13 protein-coding genes are annotated in these 14,975 nt (G+C 65.7%); 10 read left to right on the forward strand and 3 right to left on the reverse strand.

The window, feature by feature from the left end:
* Positions 1-62 precede the first annotated feature (62 nt).
* Complete coding sequence (locus tag U9978_RS00930) at positions 63-1,448, reverse strand: transcriptional regulator (RefSeq protein WP_322759095.1); 1,386 nt, start codon at positions 1,446-1,448, stop codon at positions 63-65.
* 168 nt (positions 1,449-1,616) lie between these two features.
* On the opposite strand from U9978_RS00930, the gene U9978_RS00935 reads away from it, so the two are divergent.
* From U9978_RS00935 to U9978_RS00955, 5 genes are all read left to right on the forward strand, one after another.
* Positions 1,617-2,735 (forward strand): PP2C family protein-serine/threonine phosphatase, encoded by a 1,119-nt coding sequence (locus U9978_RS00935; RefSeq protein WP_322759096.1) that lies wholly within the window; start codon positions 1,617-1,619, stop codon positions 2,733-2,735.
* A 9-nt stretch (positions 2,736-2,744) separates the two neighbouring features.
* Positions 2,745-3,053, forward strand: a complete 309-nt coding sequence (locus U9978_RS00940; protein WP_322759097.1) for a hypothetical protein — start codon at positions 2,745-2,747, stop codon at positions 3,051-3,053.
* 181 nt (positions 3,054-3,234) lie between these two features.
* On the forward strand, positions 3,235-4,572 hold the full coding sequence (locus tag U9978_RS00945; RefSeq protein ID WP_322759098.1) for an ATP-dependent 6-phosphofructokinase: 1,338 nt from the start codon (positions 3,235-3,237) through the stop codon (positions 4,570-4,572).
* 80 nt (positions 4,573-4,652) lie between these two features.
* Positions 4,653-4,886, forward strand: coding sequence for a zinc ribbon domain-containing protein (locus tag U9978_RS00950; RefSeq protein ID WP_322759099.1), 234 nt, complete (start codon positions 4,653-4,655; stop codon positions 4,884-4,886).
* Between the two features lie 392 nt (positions 4,887-5,278).
* Positions 5,279-6,988 (forward strand): MFS transporter, encoded by a 1,710-nt coding sequence (locus tag U9978_RS00955; protein WP_322759216.1) that lies wholly within the window; start codon positions 5,279-5,281, stop codon positions 6,986-6,988.
* Between the two features lie 128 nt (positions 6,989-7,116).
* On the opposite strand, the gene U9978_RS00960 is transcribed toward U9978_RS00955, so the two are convergent.
* Positions 7,117-8,019, reverse strand: a complete 903-nt coding sequence (locus U9978_RS00960; protein WP_322759100.1) for an alpha/beta hydrolase — start codon at positions 8,017-8,019, stop codon at positions 7,117-7,119.
* A gap of 300 nt (positions 8,020-8,319) precedes the next feature.
* Between U9978_RS00960 and U9978_RS00965 the strand changes: the two genes are divergently transcribed.
* Complete coding sequence (locus U9978_RS00965) at positions 8,320-9,000, forward strand: metallophosphoesterase family protein (RefSeq protein WP_322759101.1); 681 nt, start codon at positions 8,320-8,322, stop codon at positions 8,998-9,000.
* Between the two features lie 72 nt (positions 9,001-9,072).
* On the opposite strand, the gene U9978_RS00970 is transcribed toward U9978_RS00965, so the two are convergent.
* Positions 9,073-9,492: a hypothetical protein gene (locus U9978_RS00970; RefSeq protein WP_322759102.1), complete on the reverse strand. Its 420-nt coding sequence runs from the start codon at positions 9,490-9,492 to the stop codon at positions 9,073-9,075.
* A 668-nt stretch (positions 9,493-10,160) separates the two neighbouring features.
* Here U9978_RS00970 and U9978_RS00975 point away from each other — a divergent pair.
* From U9978_RS00975 to U9978_RS00990, 4 genes are all read left to right on the forward strand, one after another.
* The gene (locus U9978_RS00975; RefSeq protein ID WP_322759217.1) at positions 10,161-11,291 is read left to right on the forward strand and encodes a DegT/DnrJ/EryC1/StrS family aminotransferase; all 1,131 of its coding nucleotides are present in this window, start codon (positions 10,161-10,163) and stop codon (positions 11,289-11,291) included.
* A gap of 111 nt (positions 11,292-11,402) precedes the next feature.
* Entirely contained in the window at positions 11,403-12,395 is a 993-nt protein-coding gene (locus tag U9978_RS00980) for an NAD-dependent epimerase/dehydratase family protein (RefSeq protein WP_322759103.1), read from the forward strand.
* 3 nt (positions 12,396-12,398) lie between these two features.
* Positions 12,399-13,556, forward strand: a complete 1,158-nt coding sequence (locus U9978_RS00985) for an MGDG synthase family glycosyltransferase (protein ID WP_322759104.1) — start codon at positions 12,399-12,401, stop codon at positions 13,554-13,556.
* Positions 13,557-13,616: 60 nt separating this feature from the next.
* Positions 13,617-14,510: a hypothetical protein gene (locus U9978_RS00990; RefSeq protein ID WP_322759105.1), complete on the forward strand. Its 894-nt coding sequence runs from the start codon at positions 13,617-13,619 to the stop codon at positions 14,508-14,510.
* Positions 14,511-14,975 lie beyond the last annotated feature (465 nt).

Below are 14,975 nucleotides of genomic sequence, written 5' to 3' on the forward strand. Positions count from 1 at the left end.
GGTGGCGGGGAGATCGCCGGACGTGGCGGGTCGCGGGATCCCGGGCGGCCGGATCCCGGCCCCTATCCATTGAGCACGGCCACAGGGTTCAGCAGGACGTCGCGGTGGCGCCAGGCCAGGCGGAGCAGAGCGGCACCGGCCGGCTGCATGGGTTCGGTGCCGGCGTAGCGCTCGACGGTCTCGGCGGTGAACGGGATGCCCCTGACCGCACCGCTGCCGTCGGAGCGCGTGCCGATCACCTGACCCTCGGCGTTGGTCGTGACAAGGTTCGCGAACAGCGTGTCGAAGACGTCCGCGTCGAAGACCGCGGCCTGGAGCATGTCCACGACGAGCGTGAGGGGGTCGACGCCGGTCCCGAGCCAGAACACCCGCAGGCGCCCGGCCGCTCGGGCTTGCGCCAGGGCGCGGTACAGGGGCCAACTTTCATAGTCCAGTGGCGCGATATCGGTGCCGTAGGACTCACCAGCGCCGAGCAGTTCCTCGGACAGCTCCCGCACGGTTGCCCGCCAGAGGTCAAGGTCGTGCATCTCGTTCCAGGCGGCATCCGCGGACGGCTGGAACATGCCGACGGGCATCACCTGGTAGAGCCCGCCCCCGCTGGCGACCTTGGCCGGGTCCCGCCAGTGCAGCGGGAAGCTCGCCTGCCCGGATACGGGGTCGCGGCGCAGCACCAGGGTACTGATCGCTGGGAGCAGTGGGCGCCGCCCGGCGTCGAACGGGTCGCCGATGAGCTGGCGCCACGGTAGTTCCGACCAGCGAACAGGCAGGTCCGGCCAGCTGATCGGCGTAAGGACCGCTCGTGACCCGCCGGGGATCTCGCCGGGGATCTCGCCGGGCGGCGGTGCCCATCCGGCGTCGGTGAGTCTGGCAAGGACGGCCCCGGCGAGTTCGTGCGCGGCGGCTTCGCAGATGTTGATGACGTCGAAGTAGGAACCTGGGGCGAACGTCAGGCGCAGCGGGTTCCCACCGACGGGGGGATCGAGGTCGACAAGGCGGTAGGTCGTGCGGTTCTCCAGCAACCGAGGTGGGTTGAGCGCAGCCAGCGCGTGGGCATAGGTGGCGAACGGTCGTCCCTGTGGCCCCTGTGGCCCCTGTTGGAGCGGGGCGGGGGTTGGGGTCGCCGCCGGTGGCGGGCTCGCTCGCAGGGCCGCGGTCTCGCGTTCGGTACCGTTCACCTCGCCCGGCGCCACGTCGGTTGTCCACCCCACCTTCACCTCCGCCAGGGGGACGACCCGGTCGGGGATCCAGCCCGGCGGCGCGAGCAGCGGCGTACCAGCCACCCGTGCCGACCGCGGGTACAGTTCACCGGCGAGCCGGGTCAGCGGGTGGCGGTGCCGGTTGAGGAACCGTCGGACGGTTCGCCACTGTTCGTGATCGATCTGGCTGCTCCAGTCATCCGCGGCGTGCCATGGCAGCTCTGTGCCCTTCCACGTGCCGATCCCTTCCACGTGCCGATCCTTTCCCACCGGCGGATCCTCGCCTCGCACCGGTGGACGGCGGTCCGGGACCCCGCTGATGGTTTTGGTGGGAGCCGCGGCACAAGTAGCGTTCTACCGGTGGTCGTATTGTGGTCAACGGCGTTTCCTCGTTCGTTGGTTGTGGGCATGGTGAGGACAATGCGGACACGTGGAAGCGCGGTCGTGGCGGCCGACGGAGGTCTACCCGGCCTGCTGGGTCTTCTCGTGGTCGCCGATGTCGTCATCCCCGGGATCAACCTGACCGGCTTCTACGGACTGGTACCCCTGGTCGCCTCCGCTACCGGCTCAACGGTGGTCACGGTTGCCGTCGGGCTCGCAGCGGTGGTCGCTGCCGTGGCATCGGGTACGTGGGACCATCGGTTCGGCACCGGGCAGCATGTCGCGGCATGCGTGCTCGTCACCGTCCAGGCCGCGGTCGCGGTCTATGTTGCGGTGACCAGACAGCGTAGGGAACGGGAGCTGGGACGGGTCCGCGTCGTCGCCGAGGTGGCCCAGCGCGCGCTGCTACCGGTGGTACCCGCCACCGTGAACGGGGTCGCGTTCGCCGCTCGATACCTGTCCGCCGCGGCCGAGACCCTTGTCGGTGGGGACCTCTACGAGGTTGTGACGGCAGCGGGTGCTACCCGAATGATCATTGGGGATGTGAAGGGGAAAGGCCTACCTGCGGTCCGGCTGACCACGGTCGTCCTGGGTGCGTTCCGCGAGGGCGCCGCCAACCACGCTGAGATCGAGGGGGTTGCCGGTGCCTGCGCCCGGGCGGTTTCGCGAGAAGCGGGCGCCGAGGACTTCGTCACGGCCCTGTTCGTCGACATCCATCCGGACGGGACGTTGCGGTTGATCTCTGCTGGGCATCCACCGCCGATCCTGTTGTCCGCAGAGTCGGCCCACCCACTGGCGATCATCGAGCCCAGCCCCCCACTGGGCATCGCCGAGGACTTCACGGCGACCATCAGCAGCTGGGCTCCGGGTGACCGGTTGTTGCTGTTCACAGACGGCCTGATCGAGGCACGTGACAGCAGGCGGGCGTTCTTCAGCCTCGATGACCACCTTGCCGAGCTGACAGCGGTCACTCTTGACACGGCGCTGGACGCGCTGGTTGCCCATCTGCACGGTCATGTCGGCGGGAAGCTGCATGACGACCTCGCCCTGCTCATCGCCGAACGGTTGCCCGCACCCGACCGCGCGACCGCGGCAGTCGGTGGGACGCCGGTGACCGCGACCGGATCAGCGCTCTCGGTTTCCCTCACCGAAGGATGACCGGATGACGTGTCGGTACCCGCGGGCGGCGTCCGGTCGGCATCGTCCAGGGGACGTTCAGTAATCGATCTCACTCTTTGCGGGTTGGGGGCATGTCGCCACGCCGGGCTGACCGGTGCGGTCGCGTCCGGCGGCGGCATGAACACCGACGACGACCTGCGGCTGGTCGCTGAGCCGACGCCGACCGGCGGTGCCGATCGGGCTGACCCGGGTTCATGGCGTGTCCGGCCGGTAAAGCACGGGTTTCGGCCGGCGCACCACTCGGGCGGGTTCACGATCCTTGTCATCGGGGTTGGCGGCCTGGCCGGTACTGTTTGACACGAGTGGGCGAGAAAGGAGATTTGACAATCGTGGTGTGTCCCACCCGGAAATCTCTGTTTCACGTCGGTAACAGGGCTGGTCCGCCGGCTGGCCGGGAACGGCGCGGTCACCGGGCGGAGTCGGGAGCTCCCGGCTCCCTCCCGCTTGCGTCGGCGGCGGTCCCAGGGATGCGTTACTGATGGCTGATGGTCCAGATCTTTCCGTAAGGACGCTGGGGTCCTGCCGGATCACGTCGCCGCTGGCGCCGTTGATCGGTGACAAGCGAACGACCCAGCATTATGTGGACGAGGATGACCGTGTTCTTCTCGACGACACGTTGTCCATGGTTGCACAACGTGAGATGCCGGTCGACGCCCTCCCGGGATTCGAGCCGGCCGGGCCCCGGCGAAAGATTTTCTTCGATCCATCCAAGACCCGGGTCGGAATCGTCACCTGTGGTGGGTTGTGCCCCGGTCTGAACGACGTCATCCGCGGCCTGGTGTTCGAGTTGACCTCGCACTACGGCGTTACCAGAATCTTCGGTTTCCGCAACGGGTACCAGGGGTTCATCGCCCAGTACGGCCACAGCGTCCTGGACCTGACCCCCGAGCTCGTCGGCACCATCAACGAGAACGGTGGAACGATCCTCGGGACCTCGCGCGGGCAACAGGACCCGGAGGAGATCGTTGACTGCCTGGAACGGATGAGCATCACCATTCTGTTCGTTGTCGGCGGTGACGGCTCGCTGCGCGGCGCGCTTGAGCTCGCCCGGATCGCGCGCGAGCGAGGTGACAAGATCGCTGTTGTCGGCGTCCCGAAGACGATCGACAACGACATTCCGTACATCGACCAGAGTTTTGGTTTTCAGACGGCGTTCGGGAAGGCGGCCGAGTCGATACGGGCTGCGCACGTCGAGGCGACGTCCTCGCCCAACGGTGTGGGCGTCGTAAAGCTCATGGGCCGGCATTCGGGATTTCTGGCCTGTTACGCATCGCTGGCGAACAGCGACGCGGACGTGGTGCTCATCCCTGAAGTGCCCTTCGCTTTTGACGGTGACGGTGGGCTCCTGAACTTCCTGCACAGACGGGTCGAGGAGCGGGGCCATGCCGTCGTCGTCGTCGCGGAAGGCGCCGGGCAGGAACTTCTCGCCCAGGAGGAGCAGGGCCGGGCGCCGCAGGGCAGCGACGCCTCGGGCAACATCAGGCTCCGGGACGTCGGCCAGCTCCTCACCAGGCGGGTCACGGAACATTTCGGCGCGGTGGACATCGAGCTGAATCTGAAATACATCGATCCGAGTTATGTGATCCGCAGCGTACCGGCCAATCCCTACGACAGCGTGTACTGCATCCGGCTGGCGCACGCCGCGGTCCACGCGGCGATGTCCGGCCGTACCGAAATGGTGGTCGGCCGGTGGCGTCGCAGGTTCGTGCACGTCCCGATTCCGCTGGCTATCAGTCACCGCAGTCAGGTTGATCCCGCCGGCGACCTCTGGCTGTCGGTCCTCGAGGCGACCGGCCAGCCAGTTCAGTTCGGCTGACCACCGGATCGGCTGACCACCGGATCGGCTGACCACCGGATCGCGTGTTCGACCTGGGCCGCTCGACGTAAGCTGGGAGCGTGCCTGCATATGTATACCGTTGCCGTACGTGCGACACCAGTTTCGAGGTGCGACGTGGCATCACCGAAACAGCCGCCGTCAGCACGCCGTGCCCGGTTGGTCACGCCGACACCAGTCGGGTGTTCACCGCGGTCGCGGTGACCCGCGCGGGTTCGTCGCAGGCTTCCGGGTTCGCTTCGCCGCTGCCGGCCCCGTCGGGTGGCGCCTGCTGCGGCGGCGGCTGCTGTACCTGACGCAACACTGCGTGGCCTGATGGGCTCCCGCGACGAATGTCGCGGGAGCCCATCTTTTTACCGGATTTTTGTGGTCTCAGTATATTCCGGCTATATTTTCCCATACGGACTATATTTCCGTTTTTTTCTTTTCGCGTATTTGGCCTAAGGCCAATCTCACACCTGGGACCTCGCCAAATTGGGTGTCACTTGCTTAGTCTTACTAAGCAAGTTTCCGGGTGGGGCGAGTGGTGTTCGCGGAGGGCTGCCAGGTGCCGGAGTCAGATCATGTCAGACAGCAGATTTCGGATGATATCGGGATTGATCGACCGTCGACGGTAGCTGATCGGGTACCTGTGCCGGGTCCCCGCTACAAGTGGATTGCCCTGTCCAACACCACGCTCGGCCTCCTGATGGCGACGGTCAACGGATCGATCGTTCTCATCGCCCTGCCGGAGATCTTTCGCGGGATCGGCATCAATCCGCTGAGCCCGGGTAACACCAGTTACCTGCTGTGGATGATGATGGGCTTTCTCGTCGTCACAGCCGTGCTGGTGGTGACGTTCGGACGGCTCGGCGACATGTACGGCCGCGTCCGTATGTACAACATGGGCTTTGCGATCTTCACCGTAGCCTCCATCCTGCTGGCCGTCACCTGGATGCACGGCACCGCGGCCGCTCTCTGGCTGATCGGTTGGCGGATAGTGCAGGGTGTGGGCGGGGCGTTCCTCTTCGCGAACTCCACGGCGATCCTCACCGATGCCTTTCCTGCCCGCCAGCGTGGTATGGCGCAGGGTATCAACGTGGTCGCCGGTATCTCCGGCACGTTCCTAGGCCTGCTGCTCGGCGGCCTGCTTGCCCCGATCAGCTGGCACTGCGTATTCCTGGTGTCGGTACCATTCGGGGTTCTGGGTACCTTCTGGGCCTATACGAGTCTGCAGGACAGTGGCGTGCGACGGCGCACGGCGATGGACTGGTGGGGGAATATCACTTTCGCCGTCGGGCTGATCGCGCTGCTCGTCGGCATCACCTACGGCATTCAGCCTTACGGTGGACACACGATGGGCTGGACCAACCCCTGGGTGCTCGCCGCGGTGATCGGTGGCGTGGTCATGCTGGTTGTGTTCACGATCATCGAGTCGAAGGTGATCGAACCATTGTTCCATCTGCGCCTGTTCCGGATCCGGTCGTTCTCCGCCGGCAACGTGGCAAACCTGCTGGCGTCACTCGGTCGCGGTGGCCTCCAGTTCGTCCTCCTCATCTGGCTGCAGGGAATCTGGCTACCCCAGCATGGCTACAGTTTCACCGACACCCCGCTGTGGGCGGGAATTTACCTGGTTCCGCTGACGATCGGGTTCCTGGTGGCCGCACCGATTGCCGGGGTACTGTCCGATCGTTTCGGCGCCCGAATGTTCACGGTGAGCGGCCTGGCCATCGTCATTGTGAGCTTCGTGCTGTTCATGTCCATCCCGGTGAACTTCTCCTATCCGGTGTTCGCGTTGATCCTTCTTGTCAACGGCGTGGGTACCGGTCTGTTCTCCTCTCCGAACCGGGCCGATGTGATGAACGGATTGCCGGCGAACACCCGAGGAGCCGGCGCGGGTATGGCCGCCACCTTCCAGAATGCCGCTTTCGTGCTTTCGATAGGACTCTCCTTCACTCTGATCGTCATCGGGCTTTCACACAGCCTGCCGTCGACCATGTTCAACGGTCTCGTGGACCAGGGTGTGCCGGCGTCAACCGCGCAGACGGTGTCCGCCCTCCCGCCGATCGGGGTGCTGTTCTCGGCCTTTCTCGGGTACAACCCGATGGAGCAGATCCTCGGGCCGCAGACGCTGTCAGCTCTGCCCGACTCAGGCGCCTATGTGACCGGTCGGGCCTTTTTCCCCAATTTGATCTCCGGGCCGTTCTCGGACGGTCTCGTCGCCGCCTTCGTCTTTTCGATCACGATGCTGTTGATCGCCCTGGTCGCGTCCTTCCTGGCGGGGCCCGGCCGAGGGGCGGAACCCGGGCTCGGCGACGCGGAGGCAGTGGGCGTACCTCCGGAGGACTCAGGCGTTGGCGCAGGCATGATCCCTGCACGCCGGTCGGAGGACACGACGACATCCGGACATTTCCGGTGACGGGCTGCCGCATTCACCGGGCTGCCCTGTTCACCGGGCTGCCCTGTTCACCGGGCTGCCGTATTCAGGAGGCCGCCGTCTTCACGGGGCCGCCGGGCGACCGGTGGCGCTGTCGCAGGTCGCCCGGCCTACGCGGTAGTCGCTCGGGCCTTCGGCCGGCTCTGGGGCACCGAGTGCTGCCAGTCGGCAAGCAACGTCCGAATGCCGGTAACCAGCAGTAGGGGCTGGTCCAGCATGACGTGGTGCCCCGCCAGCGGGATCTCGATGACCGGCGCGACCCGCCCCAGCAGCTCGTACATTTCGGTGCCGATATCCGGTGTTATCAGGCCGTGCTCGGCCCGGAACAGCGCGACACGGCAGCGGACCTCCTTGAGAATCTGCGGCGACGGCCGACGTCCCCGGAAGATAGCCGGATCAAATTTCCAGGTCCAGCCGCCCTCGACCGCCCCCATGGACGTCCGCGCCACGTGGTTCACGACGTAGGGCAGCATGTTCGGCTGGTCCGGCACCGTTCTGAACCTGGCCAGGGCGTCGGTCACGGTCGGGTAGACCCGAAGCGGCCCGAATGCGGTCCGTTCTCGGGCGGCTCGTTCCTCCGGGGTGACGTCTGCGACCGGAGCGTCGATGATCATGATGCCGCCGATTTTCTCGGGGTACTTCGCCGCAGCCATGATCGATGCCCAGCCGCCCATGCTGTGTCCGATGATGATCGGCGTACCGGTGAGGCCGGCGTGCGCCGCCACGCTGACGATCTCAGCGGCCCAGCTGGCGAGGTTGTACTCATCACGGCGCCCGCTGTCGCCATGGCCGGACATGTCGATGGCGACGACCCGGTACTCGCCGTCGATCAGCGGTGCGATGTGGTCCCACCAGCCCGCATGGCCGCCCCCGCCGTGCACGAGAACGATTCCCGGGCGGTCGCGCTCCCCCCAGTACCGGTAGCTGATCCGGCATCCGTCGACCTGGGTCGTGTGCCGCTCGGGCCGCCGCTCGAGTGCGGCGCGGAACCATCCAGGAGTCTCGATATTCATGATCTGTCTGCCATGTCAGTTCTGCCATTCCGGATATGCGGTGCTGGACGGTGTCGTAATCCAGTTTGACCGGAGCCGGGTCGGCCAGCTGGCCGGGACGGTCCCGATAGCTATGATCGTTTAATCTGCTCACTTGGGGTAACCATTTCCTGGGATGCGCCTGGACGAATCACGTCATAAATGACCGTGTTCTCCGTTTTGTCCTTTTCTCTGGATAGTGGACATATCCGGCGGAGAGCCGCTGGACGACGTGGCGGACGAAGAATGGCAGCACGGACAACGGCGGCGGATGGTGGTCGTATGCGATACGCGGTAGTGGCGGACCTACACGGGAAACGCAAGGCGTGGCGGCGGGTGCTGGATGATGTACAGCGCCGCGGCGCCGACCGGATCGTGTGTCTCGGCGACTACCTCGACGCCAAGGTGCCATGGCGTGGCCATGACAGCACCACTCGGCGCGACGTCACCGACGTGGTGGAACCGGATCCGAGGCTGTGGCGCGAGTTAGCCGGCGTCGATCTGGTCCTCGGCAACCAGGAATGGCGGATCCGCGATCTGCTGCGGGATGAACAGACCGTTGGCGATCTTGATGTTCTGCTTGCCGCACCCGCAACCCGCATGATCGGGGCTGCCACGGCAATGCACGGCCACCAGTTCTCCTGGGACGACGGGCCGATATGTCCCGGCTGGCCTGCGGTGCTCTACCCGCGGCTCGCGCAGCTGCCCGACGTCCCGATCCTGATGGTCGGCCACTCCCACCAGGTGCTGCTTCTGGACCTGCTCTCGCTCGGGGACCCGGCCGGCGCGGTGCTGGCGCGGCGTCGGCCGGTCACCCCGGGGAGGCCGATCCCGGTCGATCCGGGCGGCGCGCGGCGCCTGTTCGTCAATGTCGGTCCGGCGCGGGGCAAGCCGTCGCGTTGGCTTCTCTATGACGACACAGCGTCCGAAATGACGTTCCACGAAGCCGTATCCCAGCGCTGAAAGCTGGTGCTGTCACGATTGACGACGGGCCGAGGGCAGGTACCCGGCGTGGCTATGAGCGGTGTTCACAGGTCATCCGCTGCCGGTGTTGATGAATGCTTCGATGGTGGTAGCCGGGATGACGCCGAGCGGCCGGCCCTCGTCCTCGACCGTGATCGTCGTGCCCACCGGCGCATCGCGCAGGGATTCGTTGACGGCGCTGGTGAGAAAGTCACGCCAGTCCAGGAAGATTTCGGGCAGGAAGGCGTCGATCACGCCTGCCAGCGGTCGGGCCGGGTCGGGGACCTTGCCGAGGTCCGCCACAGTGATGATCGAGGAGCGGATGAGGTCGGCTTCGAGGCGGACGACCCGGGCGTAGCGCACACCCGCGTTGCGCATCTCGCGAGCTGCCTCGTCACGGGTTGCCGTGTCCTGCAGCTCGATGAACGGCTCCACCTTGTCGACAAGGCCGACCACACCGGCGAGATCTCGAATGATCTTGTCCTGTGTCACGTTGCAGTTCCTTCCCAGGTGCTGGTCCCGGGAACCCGGCAGCCGCTGCATCCTCGGTGCGGTCTGCCGGGGTACTGCCTGTGTGGGGTACTGCCTGTGCGGGGTGCTGCCTGTGTGGGGTACTGCGCGGACCGGGCGTTCCAGCCGCCCAGCTGACCGAAGTGCCACTCCTGTGCCGGATGCTTTCCGTTGTCCCACCACGGAGGTCGGTTACTGTCAGTATTCTGCAGTCACGTCTCGGTGATCATTCATGCTGTCCGGGCAGTCGCGACCTCAAGGTGTCCACCGGTCGTCGTGAAGCTGTCAAACACGCCCGTTATCGGCGCGTTGGGTAATAGTTTCTTCGTTGTGATTCATCCCCGTGTTCACAGTGGGACTATATGGGTCATCAGGTGACATGACGCACGATGTCCAGGTGGATTTGGGCGGCAATGGTCTATCTTGTTTTCTAGTCGCAGCCGGGGTGCAAACCGGGATCCTGGCGGTCATTCCCGGGCTACCCAGCGGCCCTCGGGCCGCCGTTCCAGGGGAGGATCATGGAAGGTGTTGCGGGCCAGAATGATCCTGACGGCTTTTCGGCAGGTGAACCGGTAGCGTCGCTCTGCGCAGTGTCCGGACCGGAGACGGTCGTGAACACCGATGTGGTGCGGCCCGAAGGGGGTGTGCAGGTGCAGGTTCCAGCGGCGCGGATCGTCTTCCCCGAAGCCGATCGCGCGGAGATCGCGTCCTTGACGTCGGAGATCCTGGCTAGTGGAGCGCTGACGCTCGGCGCGCATACGAAGGAGTTCGAAGCGGCGTTCGCCGCGGCTCACGGTGTCCCTTTTGCCGTCGCGGTCAGCAGCGGCACGGCTGCTCTTGAGATCATTCTCCGCACCGTGGATGTTGCGGGTACAGACGTCGTCGTGCCGACGAACACGTTTGCGGCGACCGGCTTCGCGGTTCTGCGGGCCGGCGCGAATCTGATCTTTGCGGATGTGGACGCCGAGACGTTTGCCCTGAGCACCGCTACCGTGGCCGCGGCGCTCACGCCCCGTACGCGTGCGGTGGTCCTCGTCCACATCGGGGGGTTGATCACTCCCGAGATCGACGACATCCGGGCATTGTGCGACGAGCGTGGCATTCTCCTGGTGGAGGACGCCGCCCATGCGCATGGTTCGAGCCATGACGGCCGCTACGCGGGTTCGTTCGGTGTGGCCGGGGCATTCTCGTTCTATCCCACGAAGGTCATCACCAGTGGTGAGGGCGGGATGATTCTCACCGCCGATGAGCGGGTACGGGACGAGGCGGTGATATTCCGGGATCAGGGGAAGGCCGGCTTCCTTGGCAACGTCCACATCAAACAGGGTTACGCCTGGCGGATGAGTGAACTGCATGCCGTCACCGGACTGGTGCATCTCCGCCGGTTGCCCGAGTTTTTTGACAGTCGCAACGCCGCCGCCGCCGCCTATACGGCGGGACTGGCTCAGATCGAGGCACTCGAACCGATCTTGGTACCAGTGGGCGGCCGCAGCAACTACTACAAGTACCTCGTCCTGGTGCGGCCGGGCATCGACCGGGCGCGGCTGAAGAAGGAGCTGAAAGAGCGTCACGGCGTGTCACTGTCGGGTGAGGTGTACGAGGCGCCTCTGCACCAGCAGCCGGCGTTTGAGTCGTATGCTCGGGGTGATCACCCGGTCGCGCAGGACGTGTGCGCCAGGCACGTGTGCCTTCCTGTCCATTCGGATATGACCGGAGCTGAGGTGGACCACGTGTTGGTGTCACTGGCGTCTGCTGTCGAGACTCTCACGGTCGAGATCTGACCGGGGTCCGGTCCCGGGTCCGGTCCCATCATTCCCGGCTTCACGACCAGGTCCCACCAGCTCCGACTACATGATCCGACCCCAAACCTGACGACCTTGGACGGGTGACCTATGCGTATAACCGTCACTGGAGGTTCCGGCTTCATCGGAGCCCATCTGGTGGACCGGCTCCTGGACGCCGGCCATGATGTGATCTCGGTAGATCTGCATGCGCACGTGGCGGACCCTCGCGCCGATCACCGGATCGTCGACGTCCTGGACCTCCCCTCGGTTACCTCAGCGTTTGCTGAATGTGACATGGTTTTCCATCTGGCGGGCATGGCCAACGTTGATCATGCCTTCGCCGATCCGATCCGGACGGTGCGACTCAACGTGGAGGGCACGGCCAACGTCTGCGAGGCCGCGCGCATCACCGGAGTGCGCCGGGTTCTGTTCGCGAGCACTGTGTGGGTATATGGGGCCAGCGGCGGCGATCTGGATGACCCACAAGCGCTGACCGAGGCCGCGGAGTTCGCGATGAACCGCGCCGGCCACGTCTACACCTCGACCAAGATCGCAGCGGAGCTGCTACTGCACAGCTACCAGCAGACCTACGGCGTGGACTTCACGATCCTGCGGTACGGCATCCCGTATGGTCCTGGGATGCGCGAGGAGCTGGTTCTGGCCCGCTTCCTGCGTAAGGCGATCGACGGGGAGCCTCTCACCGTCGCCGGTGACGGACAGCAGTTCCGCAACTACGTCTTCGTCCGTGACCTCGCGGATGCGCACGTGCTCGCCATGGACGCCGCGGCGCGCAACGAGACGATCGCGCTCGAGGGTGATGAGCGCGTCAGCGTGCTGGCCATGGCGCAAGCGGTCCGGGACCACTTCCCGGGCGTCGAGATCGAACACATCCCGGCCCGCCCGGGTGACTTCCGGGGTCGGTCCGTATCGAACGCAAAGGCCGAGGCACTGCTGGGCTGGCGGCCGACCACTCGCTTCGCCGACGGCGTCAGACAGTACGTCGAGTGGTACCTGGCGGACCGACAGGCCGCGAGCGAGCGGCCGGTGTCGGTACCCGCCCGTCGGGCCGACGGGGTCGGCGTCCCAGCCTCCGCCGAGTAGAGCATGACGGGCGATCACGCGGACGGGTCGGCGGAGTCCCCGACGAACGGGGGAGGACAGCCTGACCGGCGGGCGCTTCTACTCTCGGGTTCGCTCGGGATGGGCCATGACGTCATGGCCCAGGCATGTGCGCACTCGTTGGCCCTGCGTGGATTCTCCACCCGCACCTTGGACTCCCTGCGCATGATGGGCGGACGGGCCGGGTCGGCGGGTGAGGGCGTCTTTCGCGGGATGCTGGCCGTCCCCGGGCTGTATGACGCTGTGCACTTCTCACAGATGCGTCCCGGCGGCGGGCTGTCGAAGGCGATCGAGGCTGCTTCGTCGCGTTTTCTCGTACCCAAGCTCCGGATGGAACTGCGCGACCAGTCAGTGGAGCTGTTGGTGTCAATCTTCGCCACCGGGGCTGCCGCGGCCAGCAGGGTCAAGTCCGAACATTCCCGAATGGTGACCGCGGTTTTCTGCACGGATGTCTGCGTGCACCGGCTGTGGGTGCATGAGAACACCGACCTGTACCTGGTCACCTCGAACACGGCGGCACGGTTCGTCCGGCGCTTCCACCCGGAGGCGAGGATCGCCGTGGTACCGACGCCGGTTCGTCAGCCGTTCTACGATCCACCGACACAGGAGACGGCCCGCGAGGCACTCGAGATCCCCGCGGATGCACGGTGTGTGCTGTTGATGTCGGGTTCCTGGGGCCTCGGGCCGCTGGTCGAGGGCGCTCGGGCGCTTGCCGAGGCCGGCGTCTGGGTACTCGCGGTCGCTGGCCGCAACGTCTCGCTCGCTGGTCGTCTGCGAGAACTCGCGAACACGCACCCGCAGGTCGTCCCGTTCGGTTTTACCGACCGGATTCCCGAATTGATGGCAGCGAGTGATCTTGTTGTCACATCGTCGGGTGACACCTGTAGCGAGGCACGGGTCATCGGTCGTGATCTGCTGCTGTTGGACGTCGTGCCCGGCCACGGCCGGGACAACCTGCAGCTGGAGCTCGACCGGGGTCGGGCGGACGTCACCTCCGCCGATGCGGCATCCTTGCGCCGTTCAGTCTTGGCGGCCCTCGACCGCACCAAACCACCATCGGTGCGCGTGGTCGGGACGCCGGAGGCATGGGAGCAGGCATTCGACGGCGCGCTCAGTCAGGTTGAGCTGGCCAATGGTTGGTGACGTTCTGATCCCGCACAGTATGAGAACGGGTGCGAGCACGAACCGGTTCCTGGAAGACGTGTGAGCGACGCGCTCGTCATCGGCATCCCGGTCGCCATTGTGTCGGCGGCGCTGTACGGGATGGCCCCACTCATCCAGGCCGTTGCGGCACGCCAGGCCCCACCCGGTGGTGGGCTGGGGCTTGGCCTGCTGCTACGTCTCGTACTGCGACCGCTGTGGTTGCTCGGACTCGCCGTCGAAGCGGGGTCGTTCCTGCTGGAGGTAGTCGCGCTTTCGGTGGCACCGGTTGCCCTTGTCGCTCCGCTCATGGCGGGCGACATGGTGGTGTTCTCGTTGTTGGCCCGGCGGTTTCTGGGAGAACGGATCAGCCGGGTCGGCTGGCGTGGGATGGCGTGCATGGTCGCGGGAATCGGCCTGCTGGCACTCGCCTTCAGCCGCGGGGCCCAGGTCGGTACCCCGGCGAGCAATCACGATCTGGCTTTGTTCCTGGCCTTCGGACTGACGTTCACCGCGGTCGGGGCGTGGCTGGCCAACCGGGCGGGGCACAGGGAGCGGATCGCGCAGGCGGCTCTGCTGTTCGGATTATCGGCTGGGGTCGGCTATGCGATCGCAACGCTGGCGACCCGTCAGATCGGTCTTTATCTGGACGACCATGAGTTGACCGGGCTGCTGTGGACACCGACCCCCTATGTGCTGATCGCCTTCTCCGTCCTTGCTCTGGGTCTGGAACAGCGGGGCCTGCAGGGTCGGGCCGCTGTGATCGCGTTTCCCGTCACCAGCGGGGTCTCGGCCTTTCTGCCGGTGATGCTCGGCCTGACCCTCTTCGACGAGTCGGCACCTGAGGGGCCGCAGCTGGTGGCGTTTGTCGTCTCGTTGGGGCTGGTCGCGATCGGAATCTTCGGTCTTGGACGGGACCGGGCCGCAAGCGTCGCGCGGGAGTCCGCGACGGTCTGAGGGCCAGGGCCAGGGCCAGGCCCTGGCCTCGGTCTGACGGGATGCCGGTACACGATGTCGCTGGACGACGTCACGCCGGTGGGTGTTGTTGTGTTTTTATCGTCGATATTTGATGGTCTGGGCGTGCTGGTTGCCCGACCAGAGGGAAGACTTGTTGTCTTCGGCTATTGTATGTGCGGATTATCCGAGTATGGTTGTTGTCGTGGGCATGTTTTTCATAACCGTCTGTAATTAGGGTAGCGGTAATTGGGACGGGTTGTAGTCAGGCGTTGAGGCAATGGCCGCAAGCGACATGCGGGGGTGGCGCAACGTGTATTCGGACGGAGTGGGTGGCCCCTACCAGGTAGTGCCGGTGACACTTCCTGTGGATCTGGTGGAGCATCTGGTGAGCCGCGTTGGAGTCCAGGGACTCTCGGCCTACATAACGCAGGCCCTGGTTCGGCAGGAGCCGATGGCATCGCTTAT

The sequence above is a fragment of the Protofrankia sp. Cr2 genome (genome assembly GCF_963555885.1).
In the GTDB taxonomy this organism is placed as follows: Bacteria; Actinomycetota; Actinomycetes; order Frankiales; family Frankiaceae; genus Protofrankia.

Coding starts and splice junctions, on each gene's coding strand:
- U9978_RS00965 (WP_322759101.1), top strand. CDS start 8,320: ATGCGATACGCGGTAGTGGCGGACCTACACGGGAAACGCAAGGCGTGG.
- U9978_RS00960 (WP_322759100.1), bottom strand. CDS start 8,019: ATGAATATCGAGACTCCTGGATGGTTCCGCGCCGCACTCGAGCGGCGG.
- U9978_RS00945 (WP_322759098.1), top strand. CDS start 3,235: ATGGCTGATGGTCCAGATCTTTCCGTAAGGACGCTGGGGTCCTGCCGG.
- U9978_RS00935 (WP_322759096.1), top strand. CDS start 1,617: ATGCGGACACGTGGAAGCGCGGTCGTGGCGGCCGACGGAGGTCTACCC.
- U9978_RS00985 (WP_322759104.1), top strand. CDS start 12,399: ATGACGGGCGATCACGCGGACGGGTCGGCGGAGTCCCCGACGAACGGG.
- U9978_RS00980 (WP_322759103.1), top strand. CDS start 11,403: ATGCGTATAACCGTCACTGGAGGTTCCGGCTTCATCGGAGCCCATCTG.
- U9978_RS00955 (WP_322759216.1), top strand. CDS start 5,279: ATGGCGACGGTCAACGGATCGATCGTTCTCATCGCCCTGCCGGAGATC.